This window comes from Saltatorellus ferox (genome assembly GCA_007751475.1).
Lineage (GTDB): Bacteria > Planctomycetota > UBA1135 > UBA1135.
On record CP036434.1, the window covers coordinates 2,163,457 to 2,175,087 of the forward strand.

Consider the following 11,631-nt stretch of genomic DNA (forward strand, 5'->3'; position numbering starts at 1 on the left):
ACTAGCTCCATGACCACGGCAACGCTCGATCCACGTGCCCTCATGGCGCACGTGCAGAACAACTGGAAGACCTCGATCCTCCCCGCTCTCTCCGACTTCATCCAGATTCCCGCCAAGTCCCCGGCGTTCGACAAGAACTGGGCGGCGAACGGATTCCTGAACGAAGCCGTCGAGCTGGCGGCGAAGTGGGCGCGCGCTCGGAAGCTCGCGGGCCTCGAGGTGGAGATCGTGCGCCTCGACGGGCTGACGCCGACGCTTCTCGTGGAGGTGCCCGCCTTCGGCGAGGGCGCCTCCGACGCGACGGTGCTCATGTACGGGCACCTGGACAAGCAGCCGGAGGTCACGGGCTGGGACGCGAACAAGGGGCCGTGGAAGCCCGTGGTCGAGAACGGCAAGCTCTACGGTCGCGGCGCGGCGGACGACGGCTACGCGGTCTTCGGTTCCCTCGGGGCGCTGGAGGCCCTGCAGGCGGAGGGCGTCGCGCATCCGCGCTGCGTCGTCCTCATCGAGACGAGCGAGGAGAGCGGCAGCCCGCACCTCGCCGCCTACGTCGAGCACCTTTCCGCGCGCATCGGCACGCCGAGCCTCGTCGTCTGCCTCGACTCGGGCGCCGGCGACTACGAGCGCATGTGGCTCTGCACCAGCCTGCGCGGCAACGTCACGGGCGACCTGCGCATCTCGACGGTGACCGAGGGCATCCACTCGGGCGACGCGAGCGGCATCGTGCCCTCGAGCTTTCGCGTCGCGCGTCAGATCCTCGACCGGATCGAGGACGCGAGCACCGGTGAGATCCTCGTGGACGAACTCCGCGCCGATGTCCCGCCGGACCGCCGCGTCCAGGCAGAGGCCGCGGCCGAGGTGCTCGGCGAAGGCGTGCACAACAAGTACCCGTTCCAGGCGGGCACGCAGCCGATGGGCGCGAGCAACGTCGAGCGAATCCTTGCCCGGACCTGGGCGCCCACGCTCTCCGTCACGGGAGCGGACGGCCTCCCGGCCATCGCGGACGCGGGCAACGTGCTGCGCCCGGAGACGGCGCTGAAGCTGAGCTTCCGCCTCGCGCCCACGACCGAGCCGAAGGCCGCCATGGCCGCCCTGACGAAGGCGCTCACAGGCGACGCCCCGAGCCACGCGAAGGTCACCTTCGAGAACGTGGACGGCGCGACCGGCTGGAACGCGCCGCCCTTCGCGCCATGGCTGGACGCGGCGATCCAGGAGTCGAGCGAGGCGTTCTTCGGAAAGCCCGCCGTGTCCCTGGGGGAGGGCGGAACGATCCCGCTGATGGGCCTTCTGGGGGAGTCGTTCCCGGAGGCGCAGTTCGTGATCACGGGCGTGCTCGGCCCGGGGTCGAACGCCCACGGACCGAACGAGTTCCTGCACCTTGCGATGGCGGAGCGGCTCACGGCCTGCGTGGCGTGGATCGTGGCGAAGGTGTGAGTCCTCTCCTGCGCTACGGCAGCGGTCCCCGCTGGTTGGATAGGAGGGTCTTCCTGGGGGCGCTCCGCCAGAATGAATGTGCGGGGGGGGCTCGGCGTAGGGAGCGCATTCCCGGCCCGACGCGCCTTCTCACAGCCTGAGCAACCGTTTTCGATCGTGTCGCTCAGGCCTCGAGTCGATGCCCCTGGTGTATCCGCCAACGCGGATGCGCGTCGAGCATGGGCCTTTCTTGCTCAGGCTCTCAAGCGGTTTCCCTCCGACCCATGGCTGACTTCTTCCTCGAAGCGCTCTTCTACGCGGGTGGCTGGCTCATCCTCTTCACCGGGTCAACCCTTGTCTGGGCGGCGTCGGGGTTCCGGCACCGCCCGTCCGTGGGCGACCTCAGAGACCTACCGATATCGGATTTGATTCGGACGAAGTCCCTGCTGTCGGGACTCCTGTTCTGGTCCTTGATCGGTGTCGCTGTCTGGGCCTGGCTCTGATCGTCCTCAGGGTCAACGCGCGCCTTCTTGCGACGGTCACCAGCGTCGGCGCTTCCTCGAAAAAGGATTGCCTTGGACAGCAGGCGGCGAAGCTCGTCATCGATCTCTCCTTCGAGGCCGACTGCAAGCCCCGCTCTCACGGCTTTCGGCCGCAACGCCTCACGCCCCGTGTCACTCGCTCGCCGCGTGGATGATCTCGCCGTGTGGATGGTGGGGCCTCCGGAAGCGGAGCCAGGTCGCCACCGCGCCCGAGGTCTATCAATCTCGAGGCTCTGCCTGTAGAACCTATCTTCATGCCCACCGCCGGTTGGTACGGTGATCCACCGCTTCGAAACACGCATCTTCCCCACACGGCCATGTTCTCGAGATTCCTCCTCGCGCTTCTCCTTCTGTCGTCGTCCGGGTTCGGTCAGAAAATCGGGGAAGTGCAGCGCGTTGCGCCCTCCGACGCGGCTTCTGTGGGCGAAGTGCTCGAATGGACGAGCGAACAGGGGCAGGAGTACTGGTATCGCCTGCCGCAAAAGCAGCGAGGGCGGCGCAAGCCCGCCCTCGTCTTCATGCTTCATGGCACCGGGCTGAACCATGGCTGGTCGTTCTGGAACTACCCCATCGCGAAGGGGACCTTCCGCGGTGAGGACATCGTGGTGTCGCCCGACGGGCTCACGCCGGGAAGCGGAGACACGTTCAACTTCGTGCAGAACAAGACGGACGAGGAGCAGATCGTTGGACTGATCGAGCTCTTCCGATCCCGGTTCGACATCGGCAACGTCTACCTCTACGGCCACAGTCAGGGAGCTTTCTTCTGCTACTGGTTTGCCGGGGAGCACCCGGAGCTCGTGGATGGCATCGTGGCCCATGCCGGCAACGTTCTGAACGTGCAGCACCCGAAGATCGCCAAGGAGAAAGTGGCCATCGGCATCCTCCATGCGCGGTCGGATCAGGTCGTCCCGGTTTCCTGTGCCGAACGCACCGAGACGATCTACCGCGACCAGGGCTACCAAAAGGTCAAGTGCTGGATCGTGGAGGGGATCCGCGATCAGGCAGGGCACTGGCCGCTGCCGACTCACGTGGCCACCATGTTCGAGTGGCTGGACGAGGTGGCCACGTTCCATCCGGTGCAAGCGGTCGAGGTCGCGCGCGGAGCGCTCGCCGATAAGGAGCCCAACTTCTCGGTCGCGATTCGGGCTGCCGGCGACGCCAGGGAAGGGCTGAAGAAGTATAGGGGCGACGACAAGGCCGTCGCGCTGGCGATGCTGGATGAGATCGATGGTGCACTGGCCCGTTGCGCAGAAGCCGCAGCGGCAGCACTCGTGCCCGTTTTCGAAGCCGCCGGCAAGGGCAAGGAGCCCGGACCCTGGGCAGCCGATGTCCGCTGGTGCCGTCAAGCCTTCGCCCGATCGGATGCCTTTGCCCGGGGAACGAAATCCTTCGCTTCGACCTTCAAGAGTCACGACAAGGCGATCGCCGCCCTGGCGCGCATCAAGGACCCGGAATCCAAGAAATACGCGAAGGCTGCGTTGAATGCTCTCCGGGACGGCTTCGTGGGCGAGGGCTGGGAAGCGCTGGCCCTCGACCTGAAGGGGCGCATCGAGGGTGGTTGGGCGCCGATCGACGGCCTTGAAGACGACGTAGACGCAGCGATCTCCTCGGCGAGTCTCGATGACGAGAAGGATCGAACGGATGCGCTCACGAGCGCGCTGGCCGAGGCGCTCGAGGCGTGTAAGGGCGACTACCCTGCGGTGTTTGCCCCGGAATGATCGTGGCGGTACTGTGGCGGTACTGAGCCTGACCCAAAGCCGCCACGTTTCCGCTTGAGCTGTTCACGTCACGGCAAAATGGCGGCGGCTTCGGGTCGGACACGGAACCTCGAGCGAAAGGGCAAGCCGCCGGAAGAAGCCGACGTGCTGGAATCACCGAGGGAGCTGCCAGCTCGTGAAACATGCGGACACTTTCGCTTTCGCGCGGCGTCCTGGAAAGGCCTGCCCCATAGCATCTAGGAGTCTGCGCCACAGAATGCAATTCCGCGAGCACCGCCAGGATCCGCGCTCGCGGCGTTACGCCAAACCCCAATGGCATCCAACCATGGGGGGTCCGGCGCGCCTTGCGAGCGCGAATCCTGACGGCACTCGCGAAACCGCATTCTGTGGCGCAGACTCCTAGTTTTCCAGCAGCGTGAGGTTGAGCGGAGTCGCGGCTCGGGGCTCGATCGTCACGTCGACCTCGCTCGCCAGGTAGCCCTTCGCGTCTACCCGCAGGGAATAGCTCCCCGGTTCGAGCACAACGCTCCGCGCCACGGTCCCATCGATCCAGATCCTGCTGCCGAAGACGTTCCCTCTGCCGCGCTTGGAGTGCAACCGAGCCTCGGACCACTCGGGATCGCCTGCCCGCCGGATCTGGACGGCGGCTCGGGTCTTCTCGTCACGCACGCTGCCCTCGTGCTCCACGACCAGCTCGACCCGTCCACCCGTGTAGGTCTCCATCCGGAACTCCTCGGACGCGCCGGGGCTGAGTTCGAAGGTTCGCTCGGGGTCCTTCAGCGCGATCCAGTCGCTGCCCGTCACCGCCGCTGTCAGTGCGTAGGTTCCGGGGACGAGGCCCCTCATCTCCAGGAACGCCGCGCCCGGCTCGCCTTCGCCGACCAGAAGTGTCCCCTGAACGTCCTGCCCGTCGCGCTGGATCTGGACGAGGGAGATCCGGGCCTCGCCGTCGAGCGAACCCGAGGGTACCGACACCTTGATCGCGCCCAGAGTCGGAGGATCAGGGCGGAGAGCCACTTCGTGGGTGCCCGCCGTCAGGTCACCTTCCAGGTACGCGAAGTAGAACCGCAACTCAGCGTCGTGGGCCTGGATCATGTAGCTGCGTTGCGGCTGAACGAATAGTTCGAAGCTCTTCTTGCCAGTGGACCATCCACGACGGGTCGAACCGATGTCGTCATCCTCGCCGGGTTCGCCGTCGAGGACGTTCGAGAGTTCCAGCCCCTTCATCGGGACCGTTTCGCCGGCGTCATTCACGCAGGACACCGTCAACAGGGCAACGTCGACGGTGAGCACGGCGCGTTCCTCCCCTGCTCGAATCGAGCTTTCCCCGAGGATGGGAAGGCCCTCGTCCCCGGCGGCCTCAAAGTCGAACAGGCCGGGTGCCAAGGCCGTCATCTCGAACGAACCGTCCGCGTTCGATTCCGCGGAGGCGAGGCGAAGCCCTGGGGCGGCAAGGGGGTCCGCAGCCCTTGCGTTCAGGTAGATGCCCGGGAGTGGCTCGCCGTTCGGGAATCGCACGTGCCCGCGGATGACCTCGGCGCCGACCAGACGAAGCTCCCCGACGTCGGTGGCCTGGCCCTCGGGCAAGAACACGGCGAGGTCCATGGAGCGTCCGACACCTTTGGCGGACGCGGCGAGGGTCACGTCGCCGTGGACGCCGACCGCAACGGCGAATCGCCCACTGGGATCCGTCCTTAGCTGCTTGACCTGCGCCCTGCCCTGCGCCTTCATCTCCAGCTCGCCCCCTTCCACGGGCTCGCCATCACCGCCCCGAAGCCGCCCGATCACGACCGTCCCCTCGGGCACGGCCAGCGGCGACTCTTCGACGGCGGTGAAGTCCGACCCGACGGGAGCCCCATCGGGGATCGGTTTCGACTCGGGGGGAGCGGCTTCAACGGTTCGCCCGGCTCCCCGGATTCGATCGATCCCTTCGATGTCCACGTCGGCGGGCTCGATCGCGGACGCTTCATCCTCCTCCTCATCCGTGATCATGCCGATCGGAAGCCCATCGGTGCGGTCCAAGGGACCCCTTGCGATCCAGGCAGCGAGGCCCAAGACTGCCACGAGAAGAACGACGAGCAGGCTGCGAGTCTTCATCAGGGCATCATACCGGAGTGAATGTGGCCGCCGCGCTTCTCCGCAGCGACGGAGACAGTTGGGTCAGGCGAGTGAGGTGACGCTGCTCCACGGTCATGGCCGCGACGGCATCACCACCCGGCTGCGATGCCCGGCCGCTGAAACGGCACGCACGCCGAAGTAGTGGGTGTCCGCCGTGGCGCCCTCGACTTTGCCCTGGACGACCCGTCGCTCGGGCCGCCCGCGCCTCGCGGCTTGCACGCGGACGATCGCCGGGACGGATTGCTCGTTCGTCCAGACCGGCGAGATCGAATCGCGCCAGACGATGTCGTAGGAATGCGCGGGGAGTACTCCGTCCTCTGCATCCTCGAAGGACGGGGTCCAGCCGAGCTGTGTGTCGTAGGACACGGCGGCTCGCATGGAGACGTTCGTGGGCGGGGGCGGGGCGAGGGCCATCTCTGCGATGGCTGCTGCGTTCACCCTGGCCACGCGTGCCATGTAGTCACCGGAAACGAACTCCGCGAGATCGCCGTACGCCACGCCTTCCTCGACGCGTACGTCCTGGTGCTGTCTCCCGTAGTGCTCGTTGGCCTCCGTGAGTCGAAGGGCCGGGAAGCCTGCGTCGTGAAAGGGCTGGTGATCGCCTCCGCGGCCAAAGCGATCGGTGCGAAAGACAAGCTTGACCTTCGCGTCGCTCACGTACTTCGTAGCGCTGGAGGCGAGGGCCCGGGCCATGGCCCGGGACGTCGAATCGACGCCCTCCGCCGCGGAGTAGCACCGGATCGTCACCTCGTCGCGCACTCCGTTGCCCCCCTCGGTGCCGCCGACGATGTCGTTCGTGATCATGCCCTCCACGTCGAGTCCACTCGCCACGGCCTCACTGGCGAAGTGCTTCGATCCAAAGAGACCCTGCTCCTCCCCGGGGACGAGCAGGAAGACGAGGTTCGCCTCGAACTCGGCTCCTGCCAGGAGACGTGCGACCTCCAGCACGACGGCGGTGCCGCTGCCGTCGTCGTTGGCGCCCGGCGCAAGGGCCTCGGCGTCCAGCGCCCGGCTCGCCCGCGAGTCGTAGTGCCCCGAGACGATGTACGTCCGCCCCAGCTCGTCTCCGATGCGCCCCGGAAGGAAGCCGTAGACGTTGACGAGTTCTGCCTCCGTGGGACCCACCCTGGCCGTGAAGCGCTGCTCGCGCACCTGGAGCCGACCGCCCGTCGCTTCTGAGATCCGCAGCAGCTCGCTCTTCAGCCAGCGCCGCGCCGCCCCGATGCCGCGCACCTCGGACTCGGTCTCGGAAAGGGTGTGGCGCGTTCCGAAGCTCACGAGCGTCTCGATGTCGCGCGTCAGCCGCGCGGGATCGGCCGAGGCGAGCAGGGCAGGAATCGGGTCGATGGAGACATCGGCGCTGGAGTCTTGACCGAGGAGCGAAAGCCAGGAGAGCGAGAGACTGGCCAACGCGGCGAAAGCAGCAAGGTGGATCATCCGAGTAGCCTAAATGCTTGCGCCACAAAACCTGAATGCCTGCGCCGCGGAATGCGAGTACGCCGTTCAGCCGGAGCCCCGTCCCGTCGATTTCACCCGGATTCAGAGCGAGATTGCGGTTGGCGGCTAACATGCATCGGCGGTCCTGGCCGTCCCGTTGAGAGCCCTCGTCTCGGGTGCTCCTTCACGGCGGCCCCCTGTAGGCGGCCCCCTGTAGGCGGCCCCCTGTAGCCGGCTACCTGCATGCGGGACATGGCAGGATTCGCAGGCATTCTCTGTCCCCTTATCTCTTCGGTTCCTCCGCAGCGCGGAGGAAATGCACATGCACACATCATTCCTTCCCGGTCTTCTCGCGAGCCTTGCGTTGACAGCTACCGTCAGCGCCCAGACGACCCTCGCCGCCAACACCATCGCTGACAACGGCGGAGGTGCGAGCTGGGGATTGTTCTTCGACGTCACCGCAGAGACAGGTGCTCTGTCCATCACGCATCTACGCACGGCGAGTACCGCCGGGGTGGGCGCTGGCGTCGAGTTCGACGTCTACACCATCCCCGGCACCGGGCTCGGTGGCGACCTCACGACAGGCCCCGGGTCATCGCTCACCGGATGGAACTCCGTCGGGCATGCGATCGGGATCCAGGGCGCGGTCGCCCAGGGAATCTCGGAGCTCATCGACATTCCGGACGTTCCCGTCCCGGCGGGGCAGACGGTTGGCGTCTGCCTGGTCTTCACGGTCTCCGGTCCACGCTACTTCGGCACGGGCGCGAACCCCTACCAGACGTTCACGGACGGGGCGCTCACGCTCACCACCGGCGAGTCTCGCACCGTTCCATTCACCCCGACGGGTCTCCTCTTCTCGTCGCGCGGGTTGACCGGCGAACTCGTCTACGACGGCGGAACCATCGGCACCTCGTACTGTGGTCCAGCGGTCCTCAACTCGACGGGCGCGTCCGGCACCATCTCGGCCGACGGCTCGACGTCTGTGTCCGACAACGATCTCACGCTGATGGGCTCCAACCTGCCGAACTTCTCGTTCTGCTTCTTCATCGTCAGTCGGACCCAGGGCTTCGCGTCCATGCCCGGCGGTAGCTTCGGCAATCTCTGCCTCACCGGGGCGGTGGGGCGCTACGTCGGTCCGGGCCAGATCCAGAACTCTGGATCCACCGGGTCCGTCAGCCTTGGGATCGATCTCGCCGCCATCCCGCAGCCGAACGGTTCGATCGCAGCCGTGCCTGGAGACGTGTTCAACTTCCAGGTCTGGTACCGCGATGCGCTCGGCGGCACCGCGGGCTCGAACTTCACGGACGGTCTACAGGTCACGTTTCAGTGACCTGAGATGCGTCGATCGCAAGCGCGCGCCTGCGATCGACGATGTGAATGGGGCGGGTGAGGCCACGGCGGATCTCCACTTCGAGGCGCTCAGATCGCCAGCGTGAAGCGGATCGTCGCCAACCAGAGATCGGATCGAGAGGCGTCGCCGCCGGGGCTGTTGACCCACTGCAGGTCGGGCTTGATCCTCACCCAGCGGAACGGTTCGAAGCCGAAATAGAGCTCGATCGCGGTCTCCGCGCTGGCCGAGAAGCCGCTGCCTTCGGCGCGAGAGAGCGTCGCTCGCGACAGCCCGATACCCGCCGTCGGCTGCCGATGGCCCGCAGGCGACTTCCACGCCAGGCCCGCACCGAAATGCTCCTCGAAGATCGACACCTCTCGGTCGGCGTTGCCCCACTGCAGGAATCCGTCGAGGGTATCCGGTTCCGCCGCACGGCTCGTCCAGAGGCGGCTTTCGGCCGTTGCGTAGTAGCCCCCCGTTCCGTCTTCGCTCGCGCCGTCGAATCGTGGCACCCTGGAGGTACTTTGCCAGGCGCCGAAAGCCACTCGGCCGCGGCTCCAGGTGGCATCCGCCTCGCCGATGAAGAAGTAGTCGTTTCCGCCGTCGAAGAGCGGGCCCAGCCCGAGTTCGCCGGTGCGCACCCCGCGGGCGAAGGCTCCGTCGAACGCGCCGGCGCGAACGCCGAGGACACCGAACGACTGCACGATGGTCAAGCCGAAGGCCGCGTCCGGATAGGAGGGCATGAGGAAGATGGTTGGACTGAACCCCATCGACGAGTGAAGGAATTGCGATCCGCCGTCCACGTATGCGAAGAGCGAGTTCGCATCGATTTTCCCCGCACGGACGCGCGTGTCGGTCGCGGTGAACTCCTGCTGGTACCAGATTCGTCCGAGCTGGATTCGCCGCTCGGCGTCGACGCCCGAGAGTGGCTGGAGGACACCGAGTCCCTCCGATGGATCGCCGCCGTGGATCCCTTGCAAGGACGCGAGGGCTGTGCCTCCCTCGAAGCCAAAGGCCGCAGAGGTGTCGTACTGGAGGGTCAGTTCCAGAAGTCCTCGTTCGAAGGCGTGATCGGCCACCGCGTCGCCCGATGCGACCCATGAGGCGTCCCCGGAATAGAGAAACTCCACCGCCACTCCACGGTCCTCCAGCTGCTCTCGGAGTCCTCCCAGGCCGGCAACGCGGCTCCACAGCCAGCCTGTGTCCTCCGTGTTGATCGTCCCCGATGGGCGGTCGCGGCGGCGAATCTCTTCGGGGGTAAGGTCCTCGCCTTCCGCGACGGAAGAGGTGGACGCATCCGCGTCTTGGGCGGGGCGAGCGCTGGTGTCGTGCATCAGTCCGCACGAGCCCAGCGCCAGCAGCAGCCAGTGTCCGGGGAGCCCCATGGTGCGTCTCACCCGCTCAGCGCTCGCTGAGATCTTTGAAGTGAAGGCCGAAGCGGGCGAGGTACTTGCGGAGCCGATCCGCGTCGTTCGACGAGGCCTTCTTCGCGCGCGACGCAGCGAAGAGGATGCGACCCGCCTCGGACATCGAGCGCGCGCCCGCGCACACCTCCAGGACGTCCTCCAGCTGGACGCGATCGAAGCGGTCCAGCTCGGCGGCGGCCTCCGCGCCGAGGACGCGCACCACGCGGCCCGCGTCGACGAACTTTCCATCGAGGCGCGCCCACGCGTTCAGGAGTCGCGTGCACTCCTCGCGGGCGAGTTCCGGCGTGATCCTGCCGCCCTCGGAGAGCGTCGCCATGCGCGTGATCGCCGCGCCGAAGTCTCGGAAGTTGGCGCGCCACGTGCTGGAGGGATCTGCGGCAAATCGAAGGAAGGACTCGCGCGCCTCGCGCCCCATGGTGACGCGCTTGCCGCTCGACTCCGAGAGCTGCGCCAGCTCGAAGTCGAGGTTGGGCTCGAGGTCCTCCAGGCGGTTCTTCAGCGAAGGGAGCTCGAAGGTCCAGAGGTCGATGCGCGCGAGCAGGTCCTCGCGGAAGTTGCCTTCGCGCACCTCGGCCCCGAGGTCCCGGTTCGTGCCCGCGATGAGCTGGAACGAACTCGACACCGGGTCGTCGGATCCGACCGGGAGGAACGACTTTTCTTCGATGGCGCGCAGGAGCATCGCCTGTTCGTCGAGTCCCAGCTCGCCGATCTCGTCGAGGAACAAGGCGCCGCCGTGGGCGGCGCGGAGGAGGCCCTCACGCGCTTCCATGGCGCCGGTGAACGCACCCTTCTCGTGGCCGAAGAGCGCGCTCATGGCCTGGTCGCCGCGCAGGGTCGCGCAGTTCACCTCGACGAGCCGCTTCGCGCCGCCCGGGGCGTGGCGCTGCTTGAGTTCGAAGATCCTGCGCGCGAGCTGGGTCTTCCCGACGCCGGTGGCGCCGCTCAGGAGGATCGGATCCTCGGAGCGTAGCGCAACGCGCTCGATGCGCTCCATGAGCGCGTTGAAGGCGGGGTTTCGCGTCTCGATGCCGGCCTTCAGGAAGTCGACGCCCTCGCGCCGCTCCAGCTCGAAGCGAGCCGCCAATCGATCGTAGCGCGAGAGGTCGAGGTCGATGATCGTGTACTCGCCCGCCATGCTGCGCGCACGGCTCTCGCCCTTGGGTGGAGAGGTCTGGATCAGGCGCCCGGGCAGGTGCCCCGTCTCCACCAGCAGGAAGAGGCAGATCTGGGCGACGTGCGTGCCCGTCGTCATGTGCACGAGGAGATCTTCCTGCTCGGGATCGAACGTCCGGCTGTCGGCGAATTCGCGCAGGGCCCCGTAGACCTCGGCGAAGTCCCAGGGATCCTCGAACTCGATGGGAACGAGTTCGACCGAGGTCGTGGGGGACACGGACTCGATGTCGCTCTTGACGACTCGCGCGAGCTTCCCGTGGGCCTCGCTCGCGAGGAGCAGCAGCCGGTCGGCCTCCAGGTCGTCCTGCATGCAGAGGCCGACGGTGGGTCTCCACGCCCTCCAGCGGTCCTCGGAATTCCTCCAGCCCTTGTCGAGCTGGATGCCGAGCAGGCTGATGATGGTCGTCGGGCGGGGGCTCATGGGCTGGAGGTTAGAGAGTCGACGTCGTCTCTGTCACATCCGAGCCCGTGGG

The 11,631-nt window shown here is 66.9% G+C and carries 8 protein-coding genes; 4 read left to right on the plus strand and 4 right to left on the minus strand.

Translation table 11 applies throughout. From position 1 onward, the window contains the following. Nucleotides 1-9 precede the first annotated feature (9 nt). From Poly30_RS07745 to Poly30_RS07755, 3 genes are all read left to right on the plus strand, one after another. Nucleotides 10-1,434: a M20/M25/M40 family metallo-hydrolase gene (locus Poly30_RS07745; protein ID WP_419191098.1), complete on the plus strand. Its 1,425-nt coding sequence runs from the start codon at nucleotides 10-12 to the stop codon at nucleotides 1,432-1,434. 263 nt (nucleotides 1,435-1,697) lie between these two features. Then, nucleotides 1,698-1,916: a hypothetical protein gene (locus Poly30_RS07750; protein WP_145195958.1), complete on the plus strand. Its 219-nt coding sequence runs from the start codon at nucleotides 1,698-1,700 to the stop codon at nucleotides 1,914-1,916. A 356-nt stretch (nucleotides 1,917-2,272) separates the two neighbouring features. Next, nucleotides 2,273-3,673 (plus strand): alpha/beta fold hydrolase, encoded by a 1,401-nt coding sequence (locus tag Poly30_RS07755; protein ID WP_419191100.1) that lies wholly within the window; start codon nucleotides 2,273-2,275, stop codon nucleotides 3,671-3,673. Nucleotides 3,674-4,072: 399 nt separating this feature from the next. On the opposite strand, the gene Poly30_RS07760 is transcribed toward Poly30_RS07755, so the two are convergent. After that, nucleotides 4,073-5,770, minus strand: coding sequence for a carboxypeptidase regulatory-like domain-containing protein (locus tag Poly30_RS07760; RefSeq protein ID WP_145195963.1), 1,698 nt, complete (start codon nucleotides 5,768-5,770; stop codon nucleotides 4,073-4,075). 93 nt (nucleotides 5,771-5,863) lie between these two features. Continuing rightward, nucleotides 5,864-7,228 (minus strand): M20/M25/M40 family metallo-hydrolase, encoded by a 1,365-nt coding sequence (locus tag Poly30_RS07765; RefSeq protein WP_145195965.1) that lies wholly within the window; start codon nucleotides 7,226-7,228, stop codon nucleotides 5,864-5,866. A gap of 322 nt (nucleotides 7,229-7,550) precedes the next feature. On the opposite strand from Poly30_RS07765, the gene Poly30_RS07770 reads away from it, so the two are divergent. Next, nucleotides 7,551-8,558, plus strand: coding sequence for a hypothetical protein (locus tag Poly30_RS07770; protein WP_145195967.1), 1,008 nt, complete (start codon nucleotides 7,551-7,553; stop codon nucleotides 8,556-8,558). Between the two features lie 89 nt (nucleotides 8,559-8,647). Here Poly30_RS07770 and Poly30_RS07775 read toward each other — a convergent pair whose 3' ends face one another. Beyond that, nucleotides 8,648-9,943 carry a carbohydrate porin gene (locus Poly30_RS07775; protein ID WP_145195969.1) on the minus strand — a complete coding sequence of 432 codons (1,296 nt, stop codon included), beginning with the start codon at nucleotides 9,941-9,943 and terminating at the stop codon, nucleotides 8,648-8,650. Between the two features lie 16 nt (nucleotides 9,944-9,959). Beyond that, complete coding sequence (gene rtcR, locus Poly30_RS07780) at nucleotides 9,960-11,579, minus strand: RNA repair transcriptional activator RtcR (protein ID WP_145195971.1); 1,620 nt, start codon at nucleotides 11,577-11,579, stop codon at nucleotides 9,960-9,962. Between the last annotated feature and the right edge of the window lie 52 nt (nucleotides 11,580-11,631).

Bases quoted from the DNA above. Each gene is read 5' to 3' on its own strand.
- Poly30_RS07755 (WP_419191100.1), top strand. From the start codon at position 2,273: ATGTTCTCGAGATTCCTCCTCGCGCTTCTCCTTCTGTCGTCGTCCGGG.
- Poly30_RS07760 (WP_145195963.1), bottom strand. From the start codon at position 5,770: ATGAAGACTCGCAGCCTGCTCGTCGTTCTTCTCGTGGCAGTCTTGGGC.
- Poly30_RS07750 (WP_145195958.1), top strand. From the start codon at position 1,698: ATGGCTGACTTCTTCCTCGAAGCGCTCTTCTACGCGGGTGGCTGGCTC.
- rtcR (WP_145195971.1), bottom strand. From the start codon at position 11,579: ATGAGCCCCCGCCCGACGACCATCATCAGCCTGCTCGGCATCCAGCTC.
- Poly30_RS07770 (WP_145195967.1), top strand. From the start codon at position 7,551: ATGCACACATCATTCCTTCCCGGTCTTCTCGCGAGCCTTGCGTTGACA.
- Poly30_RS07775 (WP_145195969.1), bottom strand. From the start codon at position 9,943: ATGGGGCTCCCCGGACACTGGCTGCTGCTGGCGCTGGGCTCGTGCGGA.
- Poly30_RS07745 (WP_419191098.1), top strand. From the start codon at position 10: ATGACCACGGCAACGCTCGATCCACGTGCCCTCATGGCGCACGTGCAG.
- Poly30_RS07765 (WP_145195965.1), bottom strand. From the start codon at position 7,228: ATGATCCACCTTGCTGCTTTCGCCGCGTTGGCCAGTCTCTCGCTCTCC.